Annotated in this window: 25 protein-coding genes, 1 other RNA gene and 3 pseudogenes; 11 read left to right on the forward strand and 18 right to left on the reverse strand. The window is 55.2% G+C overall.

The features are described 5' to 3' along the window. Positions 1-7: 7 nt before the first annotated feature. Positions 8-316 (reverse strand): DUF883 family protein, encoded by a 309-nt coding sequence (locus AC2AXP_RS17045; RefSeq protein WP_004959407.1) that lies wholly within the window; start codon positions 314-316, stop codon positions 8-10. Positions 317-545: 229 nt separating this feature from the next. Between AC2AXP_RS17045 and asr the strand changes: the two genes are divergently transcribed. Beyond that, entirely contained in the window at positions 546-860 is a 315-nt protein-coding gene (asr, locus tag AC2AXP_RS17050) for an acid resistance repetitive basic protein Asr (RefSeq protein ID WP_004959410.1), read from the forward strand. 188 nt (positions 861-1,048) lie between these two features. Here the strand turns inward: asr and AC2AXP_RS17055 are convergent, their stop codons facing one another. Continuing rightward, the gene (locus AC2AXP_RS17055) at positions 1,049-1,429 is read right to left on the reverse strand and encodes a DUF4440 domain-containing protein (protein WP_484381827.1); all 381 of its coding nucleotides are present in this window, start codon (positions 1,427-1,429) and stop codon (positions 1,049-1,051) included. Continuing rightward, positions 1,426-2,808, reverse strand: coding sequence for an MFS transporter (locus AC2AXP_RS17060; RefSeq protein ID WP_484381828.1), 1,383 nt, complete (start codon positions 2,806-2,808; stop codon positions 1,426-1,428). The genes AC2AXP_RS17055 and AC2AXP_RS17060 overlap by 4 nt, the downstream gene beginning before the upstream one ends. 106 nt (positions 2,809-2,914) lie before the next feature. Here AC2AXP_RS17060 and AC2AXP_RS17065 point away from each other — a divergent pair, with 106 nt between their 5' ends. Then, positions 2,915-3,811, forward strand: a complete 897-nt coding sequence (locus tag AC2AXP_RS17065) for a LysR family transcriptional regulator (RefSeq protein WP_039991826.1) — start codon at positions 2,915-2,917, stop codon at positions 3,809-3,811. Here the strand turns inward: AC2AXP_RS17065 and AC2AXP_RS17070 are convergent. Continuing rightward, on the reverse strand, positions 3,771-4,799 hold the full coding sequence (locus AC2AXP_RS17070; RefSeq protein ID WP_484381829.1) for an alpha/beta hydrolase family protein: 1,029 nt from the start codon (positions 4,797-4,799) through the stop codon (positions 3,771-3,773). The two genes, AC2AXP_RS17065 and AC2AXP_RS17070, sit on opposite strands and share 41 nt — an antisense overlap. A 150-nt stretch (positions 4,800-4,949) precedes the next feature. Here AC2AXP_RS17070 and AC2AXP_RS17075 point away from each other — a divergent pair, with 150 nt between their 5' ends. Together AC2AXP_RS17075 and AC2AXP_RS17080 are read left to right on the forward strand one after the other, a co-directional pair. Continuing rightward, on the forward strand, positions 4,950-5,948 hold the full coding sequence (locus tag AC2AXP_RS17075) for a helix-turn-helix domain-containing protein (RefSeq protein ID WP_198773957.1): 999 nt from the start codon (positions 4,950-4,952) through the stop codon (positions 5,946-5,948). A gap of 300 nt (positions 5,949-6,248) precedes the next feature. Next, entirely contained in the window at positions 6,249-6,587 is a 339-nt protein-coding gene (locus AC2AXP_RS17080) for a DUF2002 family protein (RefSeq protein WP_004959435.1), read from the forward strand. Between the two features lie 30 nt (positions 6,588-6,617). Here AC2AXP_RS17080 and AC2AXP_RS17085 read toward each other — a convergent pair whose 3' ends face one another. Both AC2AXP_RS17085 and AC2AXP_RS17090 read right to left on the reverse strand, forming a co-directional pair. Next, positions 6,618-7,064, reverse strand: coding sequence for a DUF1198 family protein (locus tag AC2AXP_RS17085; RefSeq protein ID WP_004959438.1), 447 nt, complete (start codon positions 7,062-7,064; stop codon positions 6,618-6,620). A 66-nt stretch (positions 7,065-7,130) separates the two neighbouring features. Next, complete coding sequence (locus tag AC2AXP_RS17090) at positions 7,131-7,472, reverse strand: MbeD/MobD family mobilization/exclusion family protein (protein WP_004959440.1); 342 nt, start codon at positions 7,470-7,472, stop codon at positions 7,131-7,133. Positions 7,473-7,680: 208 nt separating this feature from the next. Between AC2AXP_RS17090 and smrA the strand changes: the two genes are divergently transcribed. Further along, positions 7,681-8,253, forward strand: coding sequence for a DNA endonuclease SmrA (gene smrA, locus AC2AXP_RS17095; RefSeq protein ID WP_004959443.1), 573 nt, complete (start codon positions 7,681-7,683; stop codon positions 8,251-8,253). A 14-nt stretch (positions 8,254-8,267) separates the two neighbouring features. Here the strand turns inward: smrA and AC2AXP_RS17100 are convergent, their stop codons facing one another. Both AC2AXP_RS17100 and AC2AXP_RS17105 read right to left on the reverse strand, forming a co-directional pair. Continuing rightward, the gene (locus AC2AXP_RS17100) at positions 8,268-8,654 is read right to left on the reverse strand and encodes a VOC family protein (RefSeq protein WP_004959445.1); all 387 of its coding nucleotides are present in this window, start codon (positions 8,652-8,654) and stop codon (positions 8,268-8,270) included. A gap of 69 nt (positions 8,655-8,723) precedes the next feature. Continuing rightward, entirely contained in the window at positions 8,724-9,137 is a 414-nt protein-coding gene (locus AC2AXP_RS17105) for a DoxX family protein (RefSeq protein WP_484381830.1), read from the reverse strand. A 214-nt stretch (positions 9,138-9,351) separates the two neighbouring features. Here AC2AXP_RS17105 and AC2AXP_RS17110 point away from each other — a divergent pair, with 214 nt between their 5' ends. Beyond that, the gene (locus AC2AXP_RS17110) at positions 9,352-9,624 is read left to right on the forward strand and encodes a GNAT family N-acetyltransferase (RefSeq protein ID WP_039992603.1); all 273 of its coding nucleotides are present in this window, start codon (positions 9,352-9,354) and stop codon (positions 9,622-9,624) included. 81 nt (positions 9,625-9,705) lie between these two features. Here AC2AXP_RS17110 and AC2AXP_RS17115 read toward each other — a convergent pair whose 3' ends face one another. Next, positions 9,706-10,443 carry a class I SAM-dependent methyltransferase gene (locus tag AC2AXP_RS17115; protein WP_198773959.1) on the reverse strand — a complete coding sequence of 246 codons (738 nt, stop codon included), beginning with the start codon at positions 10,441-10,443 and terminating at the stop codon, positions 9,706-9,708. 367 nt (positions 10,444-10,810) lie between these two features. Between AC2AXP_RS17115 and AC2AXP_RS17120 the strand changes: the two genes are divergently transcribed. Both AC2AXP_RS17120 and AC2AXP_RS17125 read left to right on the forward strand, forming a co-directional pair. Next, positions 10,811-11,305: a hypothetical protein gene (locus tag AC2AXP_RS17120; RefSeq protein ID WP_371902356.1), complete on the forward strand. Its 495-nt coding sequence runs from the start codon at positions 10,811-10,813 to the stop codon at positions 11,303-11,305. 116 nt (positions 11,306-11,421) lie between these two features. Then, on the forward strand, positions 11,422-12,354 hold the full coding sequence (locus tag AC2AXP_RS17125; RefSeq protein WP_484381831.1) for an alpha/beta hydrolase: 933 nt from the start codon (positions 11,422-11,424) through the stop codon (positions 12,352-12,354). A gap of 115 nt (positions 12,355-12,469) precedes the next feature. Here the strand turns inward: AC2AXP_RS17125 and AC2AXP_RS17130 are convergent. The 3 genes and pseudogenes from AC2AXP_RS17130 to AC2AXP_RS17140 all read right to left on the reverse strand — a co-directional run. Further along, a pseudogene (locus AC2AXP_RS17130) lies at positions 12,470-12,733 on the reverse strand (SMP-30/gluconolactonase/LRE family protein); the annotation flags it as partial. Between the two features lie 20 nt (positions 12,734-12,753). After that, positions 12,754-13,227, reverse strand: coding sequence for a DMT family transporter (locus tag AC2AXP_RS17135; RefSeq protein WP_371902358.1), 474 nt, complete (start codon positions 13,225-13,227; stop codon positions 12,754-12,756). 14 nt (positions 13,228-13,241) lie between these two features. After that, entirely contained in the window at positions 13,242-14,639 is a 1,398-nt protein-coding gene (locus tag AC2AXP_RS17140) for an amidohydrolase family protein (RefSeq protein ID WP_273870115.1), read from the reverse strand. A gap of 145 nt (positions 14,640-14,784) precedes the next feature. Between AC2AXP_RS17140 and AC2AXP_RS17145 the strand changes: the two genes are divergently transcribed. Then, entirely contained in the window at positions 14,785-15,690 is a 906-nt protein-coding gene (locus tag AC2AXP_RS17145) for a LysR family transcriptional regulator (protein ID WP_198773964.1), read from the forward strand. A gap of 379 nt (positions 15,691-16,069) precedes the next feature. Here the strand turns inward: AC2AXP_RS17145 and AC2AXP_RS17150 are convergent, their stop codons facing one another. The 5 genes and pseudogenes from AC2AXP_RS17150 to smpB all read right to left on the reverse strand — a co-directional run bounded on the left by AC2AXP_RS17150 (position 16,070) and on the right by smpB (position 18,448). Continuing rightward, the gene (locus AC2AXP_RS17150; RefSeq protein ID WP_413515215.1) at positions 16,070-16,369 is read right to left on the reverse strand and encodes a DUF1493 family protein; all 300 of its coding nucleotides are present in this window, start codon (positions 16,367-16,369) and stop codon (positions 16,070-16,072) included. After that, positions 16,366-16,807 (reverse strand): annotated as a pseudogene (locus AC2AXP_RS17155) (STM2901 family protein). Before AC2AXP_RS17155 ends, AC2AXP_RS17150 begins: the two are co-directional and overlap by 4 nt. 195 nt (positions 16,808-17,002) lie before the next feature. Next, a pseudogene (locus tag AC2AXP_RS17160) lies at positions 17,003-17,359 on the reverse strand (integrase arm-type DNA-binding domain-containing protein); the annotation flags it as partial. Between the two features lie 192 nt (positions 17,360-17,551). After that, positions 17,552-17,915: a transfer-messenger RNA gene (ssrA, locus tag AC2AXP_RS17165) on the reverse strand. Positions 17,916-17,965: 50 nt separating this feature from the next. Next, a complete protein-coding gene (gene smpB, locus AC2AXP_RS17170; RefSeq protein WP_004959495.1) occupies positions 17,966-18,448 on the reverse strand; it encodes an SsrA-binding protein SmpB in 483 nt (160 codons plus the stop codon). A gap of 161 nt (positions 18,449-18,609) precedes the next feature. Between smpB and AC2AXP_RS17175 the strand changes: the two genes are divergently transcribed. After that, positions 18,610-19,044 carry a type II toxin-antitoxin system RatA family toxin gene (locus tag AC2AXP_RS17175; RefSeq protein ID WP_004959498.1) on the forward strand — a complete coding sequence of 145 codons (435 nt, stop codon included), beginning with the start codon at positions 18,610-18,612 and terminating at the stop codon, positions 19,042-19,044. Beyond that, positions 19,037-19,321, forward strand: a complete 285-nt coding sequence (locus AC2AXP_RS17180) for an RnfH family protein (RefSeq protein WP_004959500.1) — start codon at positions 19,037-19,039, stop codon at positions 19,319-19,321. Before AC2AXP_RS17175 ends, AC2AXP_RS17180 begins: the two co-directional genes overlap by 8 nt. A 119-nt stretch (positions 19,322-19,440) precedes the next feature. Here AC2AXP_RS17180 and bamE read toward each other — a convergent pair whose 3' ends face one another. After that, positions 19,441-19,779, reverse strand: coding sequence for an outer membrane protein assembly factor BamE (gene bamE / locus AC2AXP_RS17185; RefSeq protein ID WP_039991831.1), 339 nt, complete (start codon positions 19,777-19,779; stop codon positions 19,441-19,443). Positions 19,780-19,789 lie beyond the last annotated feature (10 nt).

A 19,789-nucleotide genomic window follows, 5' to 3' on the forward strand; every position in this document is an offset into this window, starting at 1 on the left:
AGGGGTGTTAACGCCGGGCGAGCAGAACGCCGAGTACGATGCCAACAGCGGCTCCGATACCCACGCCCTGCCAAGGTTTGTCATGCACATAATCGTCGGCGTGACCGACCGCATCGCGTGCGTGCTGTGTCAAACTGGTGGAGCCATTAAAACGCGCACGGGCGTCGCGTAATACGCCTTTGGCTTTATTGTGCAGCTCACTCAGTTCCTCTTTGGTCTTGTCGCCTGAAGCTTTTAACACTTCATCCAGTGTATCGGCCAACAAGGTAAGGTCCTGATCGATGTCTCGTTCAACTTTTTCTGTTTTCTTAAACATTCGACTCTCCGTTTGGACACATGTCCTTTAAGTGTAGACCATTTCTTAAAATGTGTCGGCGATCGCACAAAATACCGAATTTTATTTTGAGGCCTGGCGCGGACTGTCAGGTTGTACATTTGGTTACTCGGCGAAACCAATCACTCACTGAACGGCAACATCGCTTGCACTAGTATCTGCTGCAACGGCCCCACCGGGGCTTGCCGAAAAACACTCTGAGGAAGCAAAGATGAAAAAAGTATTAGCACTGGTTGTTGCCGCCACTATGGGTCTGTCTTCTATGGCTTTCGCTGCCGAAACCACCGCGGCGCCTGCTAGCGCACCGGCTGCGACCACCACGACCAGCGCAGCTGCCGTGAGCAAGACTCCGGCGAAAACCACCCACAAGAAAACCCACAAGAAGTCGAGCAAGAAAGCCGCTGTGCAAAAAGCGCAGGCCGCCAAAGCCAAGAAACACAGCAAAAAAGCACCTGCTCAAAAAGCACAGGCAGCAAAAAAGCACCATAAAAAAGCCACCAAGAAAGCCGCAGCACCTGCCGCTTAATCTCTCGGCCCCAACGACGCCGTCAGGGCGTCGTCTGATATAGCCCGATGCCAACACCCGGCCCCTTCCGGGTGTTTTTTATTGGAGCGTCTATGATAAACCGCTATCTGTTCGAGCTGATGTTTAGCGCGGTGGCGCTGTGCGGCGCGATCGTCGCCTGGCCGTTGTTCGCCGAGAATTTTCTGTAATTAGCCAACCAGCGGTGTTTCGTGCAGATGTCGCCACTGAATCTGCGCGTCAAGCTGGGTAAATACTACGGTAGAATAACGCAGCGTAGCCGTCTGGCCAGGCAGCGTTTGCCGCTCTCGGTAGTTCACCACCGCGCCGCCCGGCCATTGCGCCAGCAGCGTCATCTCTTCAATGGCGATGCGCAAGCCACGCTTGGCCGCATGATGAGCCTGAAAAAAAACGCGCAGCGCTGGAAAATCCAGTTTGCTGCCGTTGAGCGCAATCAGGGTAAAATCGGCATCAAATCGTGCCAGTAGCGCGTCGAGCTGGCCTTCGCCTTGCCCCAGCCAGTTTTCGATCGCCACGTGGGCGTCCAACACTTCGTTAAAATAACGGTTCATGATATCTCCTGTTGCAGATGGATATGGCGCACCACCGCCCGATTGGCGATGCGCAGGCACAGCAGCAATGGGATTGGCGTTGCTGCGGCGGCCAGATAAAAACTGGTTTGGTAAGCGTTAACGCCGGGTGCATAACGTTGCAGCAGGTTGAACGCCAGGCTCAGCAGCGCCACGCCAAAGCAGAAACTGAGCTGACGATTGATATTCCATAGTGCGCTGGCGTCGGCCAGACGCGCGTCGTCAAGGGTCAGGAAGGCGCTGCTCTGTGCGGTACTGCTGCATAAACTGCCGCCAAATCCCATCATCGCAAAGGCGGCAAGTTGCCATGCGAGCTGGTCGGCGGCGCTGATGTGCGCCAGCGTCAGGATCCCCAGCCCCTGCATGATGCAGCCGAGAATAAATAACGGGCGTGGGCCAAGACGGTTGAAGCTTTTGCCGGTCAGCGTAATCGCCAGCAAAGAGGCCAGAGACCAGGGGATCATCAGCGCGCCCACCGCGGCGGCCGACATCGCCAGCTGATTTTGCAGGTATAACATGGCGAGCAGATTGACGCCGAGAAACAGTCCGGGAATGGTCTGGTAAACCAGCATCGAAATACGTAGCAGCGGGTTTTGCATCAGGCGCAGATCGAGCAGTGGGTGCGGGTGGCGCAGGCTATGGCGCAGATAGATAGCCATAGCCACGCCAGCGCCGACCAGCAGCAGCGCCGCCGAGCGTTGCGTCTGTGGTTCGCCCAACCGGCTCAGACCAAGCAGCAATAAACTCAAGGTAGCGCAGGCGCTGAGCAATCCCCAGACATCCAACGGCGAACGCTGCGACGACGGTGCATCACGGCGTAGCCACAGGGCGGACAGCAGCAACGCCAGTAGCGCCAGCGGCAGATTGGCGAAGAATACCCAGCGCCACTCCAGGCGATCGACGATGAGCCCCCCCAATAGCGGGGACAGCGCCGGCGCCAGCAGACCCACCAGCATGATGGCGGCAGACAGCCGGGCGCGTTCATGGCTGCGATACAGCTGATAGGTCAGCGTCTGACCGATCGGGATCAGCAGGCCGCCGCCGATGCCTTGCAATACTCGCCAACCAATCAGCGCGCCAATCGTGCCGGCAAAACCGGCGGCGGCGGTGGCGAGGATAAATACGGTCAGTGACAACAGAAACACCCGTCGTGCGCCGATGCGCTGCGCCAGCCAGGCGCTGAGGGGAATGACCAGCGTCAGGCCGAGAATATAGCCGGTGCTGACCCAGGCCAGTTGGTTGACGCTGGCGTGCAGCGCGCGGCCAATCGCCGGGTAGGCGATGTTGGCAATGAACATAGTGATCAGATCGACAAAAAAACCAAGCAGATAGATGAGCGCGACGCGAGTACGATACGGCATAGGGCCTCCGGTTGAAGGCGTGCAGTGTAGCGGGGGGAAAGCAGCGGATAAATCGGCGCCAGGCGGTTACACTGTCAAAATAATTTTGACAGTCATCGAGGATTCCATGCTCAATTTACAGCGGCTGGCTATTTTTGTTGCCGTGGTCGAGGCCGGTAATTTCACCGCGGCGGCAAACACGCTGGGGCAAAGCAAAGCGGTGGTCAGCTTTAATATCAAGCAGTTGGAAAGCGAGCTTGGCGTATCGTTGTTGGCGCGCAGCACGCGGAAACTGTCGCTGACCGACGCCGGCGAACGGTTTTATCAGCGCAGTCTGCGCCTGTTGCAAGAGGCAGAAAACGTCTTGGATGACGTGCGGCGCGACCACCACGGCCTGAGCGGCACCTTGCGCATTACCAGCACGCCGGAATATGGCGCTCACGCGGTGGTGCCGGCGCTGGCGGCTTTTGCCCAGCTGCACCCACGGTTACGTATCCAGCACGTTTCTTCTTCTCAGCATGCGGATTTGATTGCCGAGCGCTTTGACGTGGCGATTCGTCTGGGGCGCATGGCAGATTCAAACCATCGTGCGGCACGCCTCGACGATTTCGCCATTTTGCCGGTCGCGTCACCGGACTATCTGGCGCGACAGCAGATTGTTTCGCTGGCGCAACTGGCGCAGGCGCAGTGGATTGTTCACAGCCGATTAGCGTCTCCGCTCAGTTGGCAGGTGGTAACGCCGCAACGGCAGGCGGTGCTGTTCGACGTTGAAACCCCTGCCGCGCTGACGGCCGACAGCGCGACGGCGCTGCTGGCGTTCGCCCTGCACGGCGCCGGCGTTGCCCTGCTGCCGGACTGGCTGGCTCGCCCGGCACTGCAGCGCGGGCAATTATGTCAGCTGTTGCCAGACCACCGCTTCCCGACACAGAGTATTTATGCGCTTTACCCCAATACGCGCCACGTACCGGAGAAGGTGCGGGCATTTATCGATTTTTTGCGGTCCTGGTTAGCCAAGGGTGAATAAACTGCAATACCGTGGCAATGGTCTGTTGATGTACTGCTGCACGCTGCGCCGTTGTCGAGTCACAAATAAAGCTTTCCCCCTCCTGCGCCAGCACGGTTTTTGCCCGTGGGGTGCATAAGGGCAAGAAATCAAAATGACTGCTGTCAGGGATTTGCACGCTGGTAATGGGGTGCCTGCCGGCATACTTCGCCAGCGACGCCCCCCCCAGACCGTCCGCCGTTGCCAGATAGCGCTGCGCTTCGACAATCAGCAGCGGGGCGGAAAGCGAGCCCAGGCTGGCGGGCAACAGGTAGGATGCCATGCCGGGATCGAGCGCAATGGCAAAGCGAACGCGGCGATCCTGATAGTCATGGTTGAAGCGCTGGGCTGACAGCTGCCGCAACTCAACCTTGGCCTGCGTATAAAACTGACAGTTGGCTGAATGCGGTGCGCGATGGCAGCCGTGAATAAACTGGCGTAGATCAAGGCGCCCGCCGACCAGTGCAATGGCGCTGTAGCCGCCTTTGGAATGCCCGATAACGCCAATGGCGTTGGCATCGATCCGTTGGCTCCAGCGCGCATCGTCGAGCATGGCGCCGATCAGCGCGGACATATCCTCGGGTTGCAACCATAGGCGGGCAGACTGCGCCGGGAGAGAATTGCCGGTAGTACTGCCGGGATGATTGGCCGCCGCTACGATTATCCCTTGTTCAACCAGAGCCTTGGCCAGCCAGGCCTGACTGGCGTTGTTACCGCCGCTGCCGTGGCTCAGGATCACCAGCGGGAATCGGCCCTGGGCAACGGGCGCATTAATCCTACTCGGGATACCAGCAAACACCGGGTTGGCTGCCAGCACATGTTGCGGGCCGCTATCCTCGGTGGGGTAGTAAATGCGGCTGTCGAGTACTCTGCCGTTAGCATGAAAGGTGTGTTGTGCGTCGGCAAGTTGATAAGGGGCGGCGTTGGCGAATGAACCGATCAATGCCAGCAAGATAACGAATGTCTTCATGATGCTTCCTTGACAGGGAAAGCGGCCAATTTGCAGCAGGGGGATAGGTTGTGGCGACCTCGATCGCGATTTAGGTCGTTAACGGTTTGTTTTTGCAAGCTTCAGATTTTACACTCGCGGACACCTTCCCGGTTATTGCGAACCCTGGCCATGCCGCTTATTCCACTGACATTTGTCTTTGCTGCCGTGTATCTGGCACTGTTGATTCGCCTGGGGGCTCCCCAGCGTCAGCGCTGGGTATTTCATCTGTTACTGCTATTGTGCATCTGGCAAAGTCTGTTGGTCGGAGTGCGTTATGGCTATCATTTCAACCAGTTCAACGCGCTACAACCCTATGGCGCTATCGCCATTCCCGCGCTGATTTATCTGGCGCTTACCGCGAGCGCGCAAGGCGGGCGTTGGCACTATGGTCTGGTGGTGGCGATGCCGTTGGCGATTGCTGGTTGGGCGCAGCTGTGGGCACCCTGGCTGTTGGATGGTCTGATCATTGCGGCCTATCTGGGGTTTGCCCTCGCCATGCTGTTGTTTTTACGGCAGGGGGAAAACAGCTTACCCAGGGTAGCGCTGACGGAAAGTTGGCTGAGTCTGCGCCTTTGGCGCGCGCTTGGCATGCTTTTATTGGCCGGTGGCTTAGCTGAAACGGCCATCGCCTGGGATTTTGCCTTTCATGCCGGGGAGCATGCTGGTGCCATCGCTACCTTGAGCAGCCTGCTGGTGGTGCTGGGGCTTGGCGCCATTCTGCTGCGGGCGCATTTACCTGCGCATACGGTGGAGGAGCCTCCAGTTGAAGCCGAGCAGCACAAGCCGACCGAGGAATGGTTCGCGCTGATTGAGCGCCGCCTCAGGCAGGATGGCCTGTATCTGGACGCTGAGCTTAACCTGACTCGTCTGGCGCGTAAGGTTGGCTTGCCGGCACGCAAGGTGTCCCAGGCGATTAATCAGCATGCCGGGATGAACGTATCGCAATTTGTGAACCAAATGCGCATTCATCAGGCAGCTCATTGGCTAAGCGCAAGCGATCGGCCGATTACCGACATTATGCTGGAGGCCGGTTTTACCACTAAATCCAATTTTAACCGCGAATTTCAGCGCATTTTGGGCCTCAACCCCAGCGAATGGCGCAAACGCCATGCGTTAGCCAAGCAATAATGGTCTGGCCGTCGCTATGATCCCGGTTTACCGCCGCTTGGGGGCGAGGGGGGGATTCCCGGTGGCAGGTAGCCAGCGCTGTCGTTGCCAACCAAAGCGTTGCCTGCGCAATCCTCGCTCCCATTGGGGAATGACCGTGTATCGTTAGCTGCCTGCGATGCGTGAAACAGCCACGCCAGCCTTGGCTCAAGCTGATGATTAAGGATTATTCCGAAACCCGGATGCACTCTGAGAAATTTATTGTTTCAGCCAATGATTCCGGTAAGGTCGCACTGCGGTTCAGAATGAGAGGAGGAATCGATGTATTTACGGCCGGATGAAGTGGCTAGAGTGTTGGAGAGTACCGGTTTTGAACGTGATTATGTCACCGATCAAGCCTACGGCTACCGCAAGGGCGATCACTATGTGTATGTTAACCGCGAAGCGCGGATGGGCAGAACTGCGTTGGTGATACACCCTGCGTTAAAAGAGCGCAGCGTGCACTTTGCGACCCCGACGTCGCCAGTGCGTACCAGCGAACAATATACTGAATTCCCATTGGATCTCACCGGCGACACGCCAAACCTGCGTTACGGCATTCCGCACGGCTTCAGCTCGCGCGAAGCGCTGTCCCGCTATCTTTACAGTATGTTCCTGTAACCAGGGAGCGCAGTCCGCTGCGCCCATGGCTCACCCGTTGACGATGGCATCCAGATTGAAGCGCTCGTTATAGGCGCGGCGAAACTGCGCCAGTTCAAACGCATCCAAATCCAGTTCAGCAAAGTAAAACAGCGCCGACTCGGTGTGTTCGGCGTGCAACTGCGGCGACAGACCCGCGCGGATCAGGGTTTCGCGCCACAGGCCTATCTGCGTATCGTCCGCCTGTTTGATAAAGGTGACATAAATAAACAGCAGGTAGGCCGCACGGTGCATTTCTTCGGTGTAGCCGTTGTTCAGCATCCGGATGAAGCGTTGGCCGTTGTGCCCGCCCATTTCCTGCACCATCGATTCAACCAGCATCGGTTTGACCTTCAGCCAGTTCGCCAGAGAATCAATGGCCTTGCGGGTATCGGAGGTCAGCAGGCGGTAACCGACAATAAAGACCACGATCAGGGCGGCGATAATAATCCACGTCATTGGGGTGTCTTGTACTCGTTAGTTGCCAGCAACTGGCCAGGGGCGCCGCTGACGGCGCCGGTGATGTCAGTGTTGTTCGCCGCTGAAATTATCCGCTGCCCGTGGTGGCTGATTATGCACACGGTGATTGAAGGTGGCGGCATCCTTGGCCAGCGCATCCAGGTGGGCGCCGAGCATTTTGATTTGCTTCACCAGCGCATGCTGTTCCGGCACCGAGCTGGCGGTGCTCAGTTTCCGCGCCAGCTGTTCGTTCTGTGCACGAAGGGCAGCTTCGCGTTGTTGAGCTTCCAGCAATTGTTGTTGCAGTGCGTGATAGCGTTGTTGCCATTCGCGGTGCTGCTTTTCGAAGCTGGCCTGCAACTCATTCATTGCATTCTGAAACTGGATTTCCAGTTCGCGCATTGTCATGGGCTCGATCCTTTGCGGCACTCAATATTGGCTGGCAGTATAACGAAAACTACGCGCAAGCTCACCCGCTGGTGACAAAAGCAGACAATCCCCAGCGATAAATCGTCACTTGCAACCTCGCCATGGCGTCTTACAATCAAGCTCATCCCCCCGCAATACAGGAACCTCGGTCGTTTTCGGTATTAACTTCTAGGTGAGTGGCAGCGAGATGAACAACGAAGAAAAAGGTTTTTTTGAGCAGGCAATGGCCGACGTTACCCCCTTATCTGGGCGGCAACAGACGCTGTATCTAAAAGCCGACCATCGGGAGGACCAGCGCGCGCGCCGCGCCGCGCAGGCGCTGCAACAGGAAAATCCGCTCAGCAGCGACTTGCTGGAGATTATTCCCTGCGATGTGCCACTCGAATACCGGGGCGAGGGTATTCAGCAAGGGGTGCTGGAGAAGCTGCGCCATGGCCGTTATGCGCCGCAGGCCAGCCTGAACCTGCTGAAACGCCCGGTGGAAAGCTGTCGTCAGGAGCTGTTCCGCTTTATCGTACTGGCGCAGCAGGAAAACCTGCGTTCGCTGCTGGTGGTGCATGGCCGTGGTCGTGAAGATGAAAGTCATGCCAACATTGTGCGCAGTTACCTGGCCAAATGGCTGGCGCAACTGGAACCGGTGCAGGCGTTTTGTCGCGCACTGCCGCGCGACGGCGGCGATGGAGCCTGTTACGTAACGCTGCGTAAATCGGCGCAGGCCAAAGCGGATAACTTTGAGCGCCATGCCAAGCGCAGTCGCTAAGCGGGCAACCCGCGTCAGGCCGGCAGCGGATTGGCTATTTCGATCAGGTTGTTGTCCGGATCGCGCAGGTAGATCGAGACGATCGGCCCGTTGGCGCCGGTGCGTTCTATCGGACCTTCTTCAATAATCACCCCCAGATCGTCCAGCTCCTCCATGACCAGCGCCAGCGGGGTGGCGGCGATAAAGCACAGATCCGCCGAACCGGGCGTCGGGCGATAGGCCTTTGGTTCGAACTCGTTGCCAGCCTGATGCAGATTGATCTTTTGCTGACCGAAGGCCAGCGCCTTGCGCTCGTCGGCGAAAGTGATGATATCGAATCCCAATACCTGTTGGTAAAAGCGGCAGCTGCGTTCAATGTCTGCCACGGTTAACACCAGGTGGTCCAGTTTATTTATCTTCATGGTAAAGCGCGTCGTCGTTGAGGTGGATTAAATCGGCCAATAGCGTGCTTGGCTATTGGCCGTGGCTAATTATTTATCGAACAGTTTATGATCCAGGGAATAATGCCCGGCACCGGTAACCGCCAACAGCAGCAGGCCGCCAATGATGCTGATATTTTTAAAGAAGTTTATTTCATTGCCCATCATCTCCGCACCGGTCATATTCCAGAACGGGTGGCCGATAAACGCCGTACCCAAAACATACAGAGCAAAAATAACCGCGATAGGTCGCGTGAAAATGCCGACGATTAACGCGATGCCGAAAATAAATTCAACCACCACGGCAATAATCGCGGCAAAATACGGCATTGGCGTGCCGTAGCCTTCCATTGACGTGACCGTGCCGCCAAAATTGGTCAGTTTCATCCAGCCAAAAATAATGAACAGGATCATCAGCAATATTCTGGAGAGCAGAATAACGCCGTCTTTTGAGCTATCACCCATGTTGAACTCCTTAGCCACTGCTGAAAATTATTGTTGCACTGCTGATTAAAGCGTAGACCAGTTGGCCGGTTTTTCTAGGCACAGCAGGGGATTGCGCACGTTTTTACGCCGCTGACGGGGCCGAGGGTTTGTTGGCTATACTTAAACCAATTCAGCACTGGGTAAACGCACTCAGCCGGCAGCATCCTTTAAACCGTGAGATGAAAATATGGACCTGGAAATATTACAAGACGACACCCGTTTCTTTATTAATGACCAGCAGGGTAACGCTATTGCCGAGATTTCTTTTGTGCCTAGCGGTGACAGATTAACCATTATCGATCATACCTGGGTAGACGAAACGCTAAAGGGTCAGGGCGTAGGGAAAGTGCTGGTGGCTCGGGTAGTGGAAAAAATGCGCCAGCAAGGGCGCAAGATTATTCCGCTGTGCCCATTTGCCAAACATGAGTTTGACACCACGCCGGCTTATCAGGATATTCGCGCATAAACTTGCCAAGGCGGCCGAATACTGGGGGAGGCGACCTCCCCAATAATGGATGTGTTAATGGTGTTTAGTTTATGGCGAGCATTACTGAGCGGGTTTCTGCGCGGCAAGAATAAATATCATCGGGCGCTCCTTTTCTTCATCCAGCGCCGGGTTGTCGTGGATTTGCCGTGCTGAAGGCCCCCATTCATTCAGATAGGTGATAGTAAATCCTTGCTGTATCAACATATTGACGTAGCTGCCCAACATGCGATGTTGCTTGATCACCCCTTCCGCCAGCCAGTTGGAAATACGCTCGCCCTCCTGCTGATAGCTATTGACCGGCCACGATTGTTGCCCATCTTCGGCGACCAGCCAGCCCTGCTGCCTGGGGGCGCTATAAATCGGGTGTTCGGCGGTGAAGATAAACTGCCCGCCCGGTACCAGCGACTGAAATACCGTGGCGAACAGTTTCTGCAGGTTGACGATGTAATGCAGCGTTAGCGAGCTGTAGGCCAGATCAAAACGCTCCGCCGGCAGTTGCAGCGCCTCCAGATCCTGTTGGCGATAGTCAATCGCCGCATCGTTGGTCATTTTCCGCGCTTTATTCAACATTTTCTGCGACAGATCGAGCCCCAGCACGCTGGCGGCACCCTGCTCGCGCGCGCTACGGCAGAACCAGCCATAGCCGCAGCCAAGATCGACCACCTGCTTGCCGTGCAGGTCCGGCAGAATACGGCGAATGGTTGGCCATTCCGGCGCGCCGTCGAGGCCGTTGACCGAACGCTCAAGTTGGGCGTAGCCGTCAAAGAAGCGCTGATTATCATAGATATTTTGTGACATAGAGACTCCTTTTTTACCGTGCCGCATGCTGCGGCAGCTGCCAGAGAATACGCGTTGGCATCCTGGTTCTCAATCATGCCGGCAGGGTAGCGTTCTGATTAGGTTGTGCCAGCGCTGACAGGTCGGCTTTGGCTGGTTTGTTATTCCGCTGGCACGTTACCTTATTCGGGCGTTAACGGATTACGTACCAATACATCACGGGAGAACGGGATGCGACTTTATATTTATCTATTGCTGGCGGGCTGCTTGACATTATCTGGCTGCGTCGCTGCGTATTATCGCTAAGGAGCAAGGATGCGTCATTTTTTATTATTGTGCCTGGTGCTGTCATTAACGGCCTGCGCCTCGCTTTATTACCGGTGAACGAATGAAAAAAATCATACTGTTTGCCGCGTTGGGGTTAAGCGGCTGCGTCTGCGTGTATGGCCCGACCAAAAGCGGCAACGTGCCGCAGTCTGATGCGAGTGCCTCTCCGGCGGTGGCGCCCGTTGACGCGACAACGCTGATTGGCAACCGGCGGCCGGACGAACTGTTCAGCAAGGCGGAAGCATGGTTTGCCAGTAAAGGGATCACGCCGGTGGTCAGCAATGAGCAGAGCGGCATCATTGCCACGATTGGCGACTCCCCGGCGCTGGCGCAGAGCTATCTTGATTGCTCTGCGTTAGGACAATCGCAGCCGCTGCAGCGACAATATCGGCTGGTGGTACAGGCGTACAGCGCTGGGGAGGGCAGCCGAGTCAGCGCGCAGGCCAGTGGAACGGCACGGTTAACCGCTGCAGATGGTAACGACAAGATTAAACCGGCCGAATGTCGCTCAAACGGCAATTTTGAAAAGGATATGCTGGAGACGCTGCGGAAATAACCTGGATTCTGCAAGGTCTTTTTCGCATTGACGAGGGCATAGCTAACTGATATTACGTCTCATTAGCATTGTTGTCGGGGCTCCCCCCGAATGAATCGTACCGATCAGGAAATCTTATGCCGTTGTTTTGTTGTCGTTTTAAGTGGGTGGTAACCAGCTTGCTGTTGGGGACGCTATTACCGGCAATGGCCATGGCCAAGCCCGATCTGCAGCGCAAGATAGGCGTGACCGTGGCGGATACCGGCGCGCGTGATTACCGCTTTAGCGACCTGCGCCTGGACTCGGCAGACGGCAAGCGCCACTATCGCATTCGTATCGCCCAGCCGAACCAGGCGCCGCCGGCGCAAGGGTATCCGGTGGTGTATTTTCTGGATGGCAACGCGGTATTAATGGAGTTAAATACCAAGCTGCTATCCCGCCTGGCGGCCGGGGCGCATCCACCGCTGTTGGTAATGCTGGGTTATGACAATGACTTGCGGATTGACGCGCCGAGCCGGGCGTACGATTACACGCCGAAACCCCCGCAGGAAGCGCAGCAAAAGCCTGTGCCGATGCCGCATTGGCCCAACGGCGGAGCCGATGAGTTCCTGCAATTGATTGAACAGAAAATAAAACCGGCGGTAGCTGCGCAGGTGGCGGTCGATCCCCAGCGACAGACGCTGTGGGGCCATTCGTATGGCGGCGTTTTTGTGTTGCACACGCTGTTCAATCAACCGCAGGCGTTCCAGCGCTATATCGCCGTGGAGCCGTCGCTGTGGTGGGGAAACGGTTTTATCCTCAAAGAGGCGCAGGCCTTTATGCAACAGCGGCCGGCGCTACGGGCGCAATTGGCATTATGGGAGGGTACCCGGCGTCAGCAGCAAAGGGCGAGCGGAGATGCACCTCCCGGGGCAGGCAACGCCTCGCCGTCCGAGGGGACACAGCAACTGGCGCAGCGGCTGTCGACGCTCAACGGGCTACGGGTGAATTATCACGCATGGCCACAGCAGGGCCATGGCGGCATGCTGGCAGCGGCGGTCGCACCGGCGTTGCTGGAGGCGTCGGAGTGAGTAATGCCAGGCGTTAGGCACAAAAAAGCCTGCAAACCATAGGAATGCGGGCTTTTTCGTTATTGCCACCGGGTCTGTCTGGAACTGGGGGGATTGGGTGGGGGAGTCTGAATACGTCGCAGTAATACATCGTGCCGCCATCCGGCCTGAACCAGACGCTGTTCGGGATAGCGACTTCGGGCTGAGGAGGCGTCTCAATCGTTAGCGTAGCCATGTTAATAAGTCTGTGAAATTTACCGACGACTTTCAGCGGATAACCTTCATCCATGGTGCTAAAGACAAAATTTCCCGAGCGATCGCAACGCCCATCGTCTATTCGTGTTCCGCCAGTCCCTGCTGATGCCGTCACAGCGGTAAAAATCTGGGGATTCAGATCATAGAGGCCAGTCTTGCACTCTGTCAGTGCAGAAAACGCTCAGACAGCCGATCGCCGAACAACATGATGACAAGACCGGTCAGCATGACCAGCATTCCCCCCAGCTTGAGCAACGAAACCGGTCGTCGTATGGCGCCCAGCAGACCAAAATGGTCGATCATCTGAGACGAGATCAACTGTCCGACAATTGCCAGCCCGAGTAGGGCTGAAAAACCGATTTTCGGCGCGAGCACGACATAACTGAACAATGCGCAGGCACCGATCAGACCGCCAGTCAGACTCCACAAAGGCTGAGACGGAATGGTCGTCAGCGAGGTGAATAATCCCCCGCGCAGCAGCGAATAAACCCCAAGGCTAAATGCCCCGGCCGCGAAGGAGAACAGTGCGGCGGTGACCGAATCGCCTCCGAGTCCTTGAGCCAGTTGGCTGTTCAACGTCGTCTGCAGGGTAATCCCGAGACCTGCGGCAAAAGCGATTACGTAATAGGTCATGCCCATGCGTGTTGTCCCTGTCAGTGCGCCGGCTTCAGCGGCAGGAAGGTTTCCGCAAAAATGTCAGGCGCATGCCCGGCGGCGGCAAACAGATGTTCACGCGATTCATCAATCGCGGCGCGAAGACGCGCGCTGTCCACGCCCTGGACTTTTCCGTTCTGCTTGACGATGCGCCCGCCAATCATGACGGTATCAATGTTACTGCGTTCTGTAGCATGTACCACCGTGCCAAAGGCATTGCCGGACGGATAGAGGTTGATGTCGCCGGCGTTAATCAGGATCAGGTCAGCCTGTTTGCCCGGCGTCAGGCTGCCAATCTTGTCCTGCAGTCCTGCGCAGGCAGCGCCATCGACGGTCGCCGCTTTAAGAAGTTGCGCTGCCGGGAGTGTTGTCAGCGAATGCTCTGAATCACAGCAGTGCTGCTTATGCATGCCCATCACCCGCTGTAGGTAAAATGCCACGCGCATTTCCATAAACATGTCGGTACTGTAGGACGTTTCATTGTCAACGCTCAGACCGGGGTTGATGCCATGACGTTGCGCAGCTTCAATAGCAAACATACCGTCTTCGATGCCATAGTGCGCATCGGAGCGCGGGCAGACGTTCACTCGCACACCCGCTTCCCGCAGGATCTTCCATCCCTCGTCAGGCAGCGCTGTGCAGTGATTGAAAATATTGTCTGTGCCAAGAAGGCCCTGTTGATGCAGCGATTCAAGCTCTGACGCCATCTCAGCGCCAAAGAATTCAGTGACGATTGGCAGTCCCAGCCTGCGAGCTTCGGCCCACAACTCTGGCTCCAACTGAGCCATGCCACCAAGAGAAACAAGGCTTTCAGAATTGTTCGTGAAATACTTTTCCTGTAGACGCTGCCAGTTACCCGGCCAGTGCGCTCTGTCCCAGTCACCTGATACCGGCGCTCCGGAGGCATGGATGGCACGAATGCCCGAGTCAAGCAAGGCCTCTACGGCGGCGTCCGAATGCGCAGCGGTACGACTGTTATGGGAATTATCAATGATTGTAGTTATGCCCGCGTCAATAGCTCCCAGGGCAGTCAGCAGGTTACCGATATAAATATCGCCGGGGCGATAGTATTTGGCGAAAGAGAAATGCGTGGCGTTGCTGTAGTCGTCTAGACAGGTGGCATTAGGGTTGATGCGGCGCAACTGTCCTTCCCATGCGTGACGGTGAGAATCCACCATCCCCGGCATGGCAATCATGTTCGTGGCATCTATCTCGTGGGCACTTTGCGCGTCCAGGTTCTGACCCACGGCGGTAATGGTTGATCCGGTGATAAGAATATCACCGCGCTCAATATTACCCACATTATCATCCATGCTCAGTATGGTTGCGCCACGGATCAACGTTACCGGTGGGTTTTCAGTCTGATTATTAACAATATTTCTAATGTAATCGGTCATTTAAAGTGTCTCTTTTCTCATCAACAGGGAAAAGATACGTCACTCTATTAATATGAAAAAGATGCTTAACGCGTTTTCATTATTCATAATTCACGAATAATGATGTTAACTATGGGCAGATTTATCGGCACTGGGGAGAAGGAATGTGGATCGTATTCAGGCTATGCAGATCTTTACGCGGGTGGCCGAAGCCGGAAGCTTCGTGCGCGCGGCGGAAACGCTGTCACTGCCTCCGTCGACGGTAACCAGCACCATAAAAGGCTTGGAGAAATACCTGCAGGTGCGTCTGCTTAACAGGACAACGCGGCGGGTGAGCCTCACCCCTGAAGGGTTACAGTATCTCGCGCAGTGTCGGGAAATACTCTTCTTGATCGACCATGCGGAAGCCAGTCTGACGGATTCGGTAAAGCGGCCGCAGGGGCGCTTGCGGGTAGATATGCCCGGTGGAATCGCCCATTTCATTGTCATGCCAAACCTGAAAGACTTTTTCCGACGTTATCCGGATATCTACCTGATGGTCGGGGTAAACGATCGTCAGGTCGATCTGATTCAGGAGGGCGTGGACTGTGTGATCAGGGTTGGAGAGCTCAATAACTCAACGCTGGTCGCCCGCCCGCTAGGCCGGTTTCGCTGGGTCACCTGTGCATCGCCGGACTATCTCAGGGAATACGGCATTCCGCAATCGCCTGAAGAATTGTCCCGGCATCGGGCGATCCACTATTTTTCCGGTCAAGCCAAACGTGCGAACGAAATGCGCTTTGCCCGCGGCGCTGAAACACGGTCCGTACCTATGAATGGGGGGACCGCCGTTAATGAAACGGGCCTCTACATCAAAATGTGTCTTGATGGTTTCGGACTGGTGCAGCTTGCCGAGAGCGTGGTCTCAGAGTATCTGCAGGCGGGGAAGTTAATCGAGGTTCTGGCTGACTGGCAGCCACCGTCAATACCGGTGAATTTGCTTTATCCGCATCAGCGTTTTCTTTCTCCCGCCGTGCGCGTCTTTGCTGACTGGGTAGCCGGGCTGATCCACAACGCCAGCCCCGGCCAGTAAATACGAAGAGCATCCCCTCTGCGCTCAGAAGGGGATAAATGTAAGCGTGTTTGAACAAACACAGGGAAGAAAGCGGGGCCACACAGTCGCCATCCTCCAGCCTGGAAAACATCAGGAGGACGACCTGTCTCCTGAAGACAGAGGCCAAGATTCAACTCCATGAGGATGCGGGTTCCAGATGTGCGTTTCGTCCTGCAGCCATGCCGGTACCGGCGCCGGCCACCGCGACCGCCGCAGTCACCAGCAGCGGCATAGCTCAGCCGCCGGACCAATCATGCACTTTACCCAGCAGCAGGGGGCCCATGGCGGCCATCAGATAACCGACACATTGTGCCATGCCTTACAGGGCCGCCGCGTCGCCGGCGTTCTGGGCAGGGACTTAATACAACCATCGCCCGGCCTTGGCGGAGTTAATAAGCATCTCCAGAGTGAAATCGGGAACCTGAGTCAGCTTTTCACTATCGGGATAGTAGGTATCTATGCTGAAACCCTTGCTGTTTACATTGAATTGATTAAAGAAGTCTCTCATTAGCTCCTCTGCTTCTTCACGCTCGAAATGTAAATCGGTGTCTATATCCGTTTTGACAGTCCATTTCTTCTTGAAGAATGGAATGATCGACCAACCATCATGTTTTTTGACCAAAGAAAATACAGCCTGTTGCACTTTGTCTATGGTCATAACCTGTCCTCTGCACGAGCAATTTTGTTGTAGGTTGTCATGGTCCGGATTGTGATGATTGAAACATCGCTGGCCAGTATCACCCACCCGATGACAGGGATTGTCCTTCCGGCAAAAGTGCCAATATTCGCGACCATCCTGATCTTGAACGTTTTAAGGTTTAGTGGGCTACCGATAACATTGGGCATTTTTATGCCGAACGGGAATTGACTATTCTTGAACACATTTCTCGCCATTTTGCTGGCTCTGGATGTTCCCGAGATCGCTCCACTAGGTTTGGTTCGTGTTAACAAGTCTCGGCGGCCCAAGAGGATAGCCGTTGCGGCAAAAGTATCTTGTTGACCTAATTGCTCAAGCGTTTTCTGCACAAAGATGGTGAGCAATAGTTCATAGGCCGTTGTAGAAGTAAGTTCCACCTAGCTCTTCAACTGTATCCATAGGAATTCCTTTTCATTAGCATAGTTGTACGATAACCAAGCATATTAAGGGATTCAATCAGCAAGGTGATTGCTTTACCTTTGCCCACAAAAAAAATTTATAGGAAAACTGATCACCCTATACACTAACGAATATTTATTATTTATTTTCAACGTGTTATTGGGTGAACGGTTACCTTCACACTATGCAGTTGACCTGCTTCAACGCGAACCATTGCTTGGCCACATTCAGGAAAATGCTTTCTTGCGCTATCTGCTGCTGTTCCGCTTCTGCAGCCTCTTTAGCCTGCGGGTCAATGCCTCTCGCCAGTATCGCGAGCTTTTCGGCACGTATTTGCCGGGCGTCGGCAAGTGACAGGGCCGGGTAGGCACCGAGGCTAACCATAGTCCGTGAACTGCTGCCGGGGCGGAGGTAGCGGAAGCGCCACAATTTCTTGCCGGTGGTTTTGACTAACAGGAACAGGTCGTCACCGTCATGCAGGGTGAGGTCTTTCTCGATTGCTTTGGCTTTTTGTACTGCGGTATCTGTGATGAGGCGTGCAGTCCGCGCCATGTAAGGGTTCTTCCATAATTGGTATACGTTTATGGCATACATTTTAACGCATACCTAAGGAAGTGCTAATAACCAGCTGATTTTACTGACTATTCTTGAGGTGCTACAGACACAAAAAAGCCCGCAAACCATAGGGATGCGGGCTTTTTCGTTATTGCCACCGGGTCTATCTGGTATCACTGGTGGCCTGTTTGGTGGAGCTGGGGGGATTTGAACCCCCGTCCGAAATTACTACACCGTCGGCACTACATGCTTAGTCCAATCTTTACATTCGCCGGTCAGCTGCGGATGGACACGCCACTAACAAACTATCCTGATTGGGTTTAACGCTTCAGCCCCAGGCAAGGCATCCACGCGATCTCTTTTAGGTTTGACCTCTCTTGATCCCCGTCCTAAGAGCGGAGGCTAGGGAGAGAGGGCTCTGAGCAGGGTATTAAGCTGCTAAAGCGTAGTTTTCGTCGTTTGCGACTATTTTTTTGCGGCTTTTTACGAGGCCAACCGCCCCTCGGCATGCTCCTAGGGCTTCGCAAATCCCGTCGAATCCAGAATCAGCCCCAAGTAACTAATCGGCATTATATCAGAAGTCTGCGCCGTAACGCCAGTGGCTTAACGGTTTGCGTGCTTCATGATACGGGCTTTCGCCGTTTGCCATTCACGATCCTTGATGTTATCGCGCTTATCGTGTTCTTTCTTACCCTTGGCCACGCCAATCTTCAGCTTGACCCAGGCATTTTTCCAATACATTGACAGGGCGACAACGGTGTAGCCCTCGCGGTTGACGCGCCCGAGCAGTGAATCCAGTTCACGCTTGTTCAGCAGCAGCTTACGCGAGCGGGTTGGATCGCATACCACATGCGACGACGCCACGTTCAGTGGCGTAATGGTGGCGCCAAACAGATAGGCTTCACCGTCGCGAAAGGTAATGTAACTGTCGCTGATGTTGGCCTTGCCTGCGCGCAGTGATTTAACTTCCCACCCTTGCAGGGACAGGCCAGCCTCGAATTCGTCTTCGATGAAGTATTCAAAGCGGGCACGCTTGTTTTGCGCAATGGTGGCTGAGCCGGGTTTGTATGCTTTTTTCTTTGTCATAGTGCGTTCATTATACTGGATGCGCCAGCGAAAGAAATCCTTTAGCGTTCAATGCCTGAGCAAATTTTCTCATTTTTGCCAGTGGTAGGGCGTAGCAGATTTTTTGTCTGAAGCCAGATAAATGTTATTATCTGTACGTTTTATGTTTCACAGGAAATGATATGCCCCAGATTAGTCGTTCTGCCTTGGTGCCCTTTAGCGCCCAGCAGATGTACCAGTTGGTTAACGATGTTCATTCTTATCCCGATTTCTTGCCTGGTTGTACCGGTAGTCGGGTGCTTGATGCTTCCGCAAACCAGATGACCGCGGCGGTTGACGTTGCCAAGGCGGGGATCAGCAAGACGTTTACCACGCGCAACACGCTGCAGGATAACCACAGCATTAATATGCAGCTGGTTGATGGCCCGTTCCGCAAACTGATGGGGGGCTGGCAGTTTACGCCGCTGAGCCCGGAGGCCTGCAAGGTTGAATTGCACCTGGACTTCGAATTTACCAATAAACTGATTGAGCTGGCGTTCGGCAAGGTATTCAAAGAGCTGGCCGGCAGCATGGTTCAGGCCTTCACGCAGCGTGCAAAAGAGGTCTACAGTGTCTGAGATACGCGTAGAGGTGGTGTATGCACTACCGGAACGGCAGTATCTGCGACAGGTTACGTTAGACGCCGGCAGCAGCGTTGAGCAGGCCATTGTGGCGTCCGGCCTGTTGGAATTACGTAAAGATATCGATTTGCACAGCAACAAGCTGGGAATTTACAGCCGGCCGGCAAAATTGGCCGATGTGCTTAACGATGGCGACCGGGTTGAAATCTACCGGCCTTTGATTGCCGATCCCAAAGAACTGCGCCGGCAACGGGCAGAGAAAGCAAAAAAATAAGGCGCTCCAGGCGCCTTATTTCTTACCAAAACCCCATTAACCGCTGTTCCGAGTTGCAGCCTGCCACTGTCATGCAAGGGATGGAGCTTCTCGCATGGGCCGGAAAAGGGCCGTGCTGATTATTTGGTCAACGCCGGCTTGTTCTGGATATCGGTCAGTACGCCTGCGCTGTCAAAGGTCAGCGTCAGCGTTTGCTGCGTGATCTTTTCATGGCCAGGCTGCTGGCGGAACACGTAGAACCAGGTCTGGGTTCCGAAAGGATCTTGCAGCATCGGGGTTCCGAGAGTGTAAGCGACTTGCTGCTGGGTCATACCCTTGTGGATTTTTGCCACGTCCGTTGCCGTCAGGTAATTGCCCTGATTGATGTCGGGGCGGTAAACCACTTTTTCAAAAGTAGAACAGCCTGCGGTCAGCATCACAAGAGCCACAGCGGCAGCAGTCAGCATTTTACAGCGCATAGTAATCACA

The sequence above is a fragment of the Serratia sp. Sp408 genome, from assembly GCF_057180665.1.

Bases quoted from the DNA above. Each gene is read 5' to 3' on its own strand.
- AC2AXP_RS17150 (WP_413515215.1), bottom strand. From the start codon at position 16,369: ATGACCATAGACAAAGTGCAACAGGCTGTATTTTCTTTGGTCAAAAAA.
- AC2AXP_RS17075 (WP_198773957.1), top strand. From the start codon at position 4,950: ATGCCGCTTATTCCACTGACATTTGTCTTTGCTGCCGTGTATCTGGCA.
- AC2AXP_RS17045 (WP_004959407.1), bottom strand. From the start codon at position 316: ATGTTTAAGAAAACAGAAAAAGTTGAACGAGACATCGATCAGGACCTT.
- AC2AXP_RS17175 (WP_004959498.1), top strand. From the start codon at position 18,610: ATGCCCCAGATTAGTCGTTCTGCCTTGGTGCCCTTTAGCGCCCAGCAG.
- AC2AXP_RS17085 (WP_004959438.1), bottom strand. From the start codon at position 7,064: ATGACGTGGATTATTATCGCCGCCCTGATCGTGGTCTTTATTGTCGGT.
- smrA (WP_004959443.1), top strand. From the start codon at position 7,681: ATGAACAACGAAGAAAAAGGTTTTTTTGAGCAGGCAATGGCCGACGTT.
- AC2AXP_RS17135 (WP_371902358.1), bottom strand. From the start codon at position 13,227: ATGGGCATGACCTATTACGTAATCGCTTTTGCCGCAGGTCTCGGGATT.
- bamE (WP_039991831.1), bottom strand. From the start codon at position 19,779: ATGCGCTGTAAAATGCTGACTGCTGCCGCTGTGGCTCTTGTGATGCTG.
- AC2AXP_RS17060 (WP_484381828.1), bottom strand. From the start codon at position 2,808: ATGCCGTATCGTACTCGCGTCGCGCTCATCTATCTGCTTGGTTTTTTT.
- AC2AXP_RS17100 (WP_004959445.1), bottom strand. From the start codon at position 8,654: ATGAAGATAAATAAACTGGACCACCTGGTGTTAACCGTGGCAGACATT.
- AC2AXP_RS17090 (WP_004959440.1), bottom strand. From the start codon at position 7,472: ATGACAATGCGCGAACTGGAAATCCAGTTTCAGAATGCAATGAATGAG.
- asr (WP_004959410.1), top strand. From the start codon at position 546: ATGAAAAAAGTATTAGCACTGGTTGTTGCCGCCACTATGGGTCTGTCT.
- AC2AXP_RS17115 (WP_198773959.1), bottom strand. From the start codon at position 10,443: ATGTCACAAAATATCTATGATAATCAGCGCTTCTTTGACGGCTACGCC.
- smpB (WP_004959495.1), bottom strand. From the start codon at position 18,448: ATGACAAAGAAAAAAGCATACAAACCCGGCTCAGCCACCATTGCGCAA.
- AC2AXP_RS17065 (WP_039991826.1), top strand. From the start codon at position 2,915: ATGCTCAATTTACAGCGGCTGGCTATTTTTGTTGCCGTGGTCGAGGCC.
- AC2AXP_RS17105 (WP_484381830.1), bottom strand. From the start codon at position 9,137: ATGGGTGATAGCTCAAAAGACGGCGTTATTCTGCTCTCCAGAATATTG.
- AC2AXP_RS17140 (WP_273870115.1), bottom strand. From the start codon at position 14,639: ATGACCGATTACATTAGAAATATTGTTAATAATCAGACTGAAAACCCA.
- AC2AXP_RS17070 (WP_484381829.1), bottom strand. From the start codon at position 4,799: ATGAAGACATTCGTTATCTTGCTGGCATTGATCGGTTCATTCGCCAAC.
- AC2AXP_RS17055 (WP_484381827.1), bottom strand. From the start codon at position 1,429: ATGAACCGTTATTTTAACGAAGTGTTGGACGCCCACGTGGCGATCGAA.
- AC2AXP_RS17120 (WP_371902356.1), top strand. From the start codon at position 10,811: ATGAAAAAAATCATACTGTTTGCCGCGTTGGGGTTAAGCGGCTGCGTC.
- AC2AXP_RS17080 (WP_004959435.1), top strand. From the start codon at position 6,249: ATGTATTTACGGCCGGATGAAGTGGCTAGAGTGTTGGAGAGTACCGGT.
- AC2AXP_RS17125 (WP_484381831.1), top strand. From the start codon at position 11,422: ATGCCGTTGTTTTGTTGTCGTTTTAAGTGGGTGGTAACCAGCTTGCTG.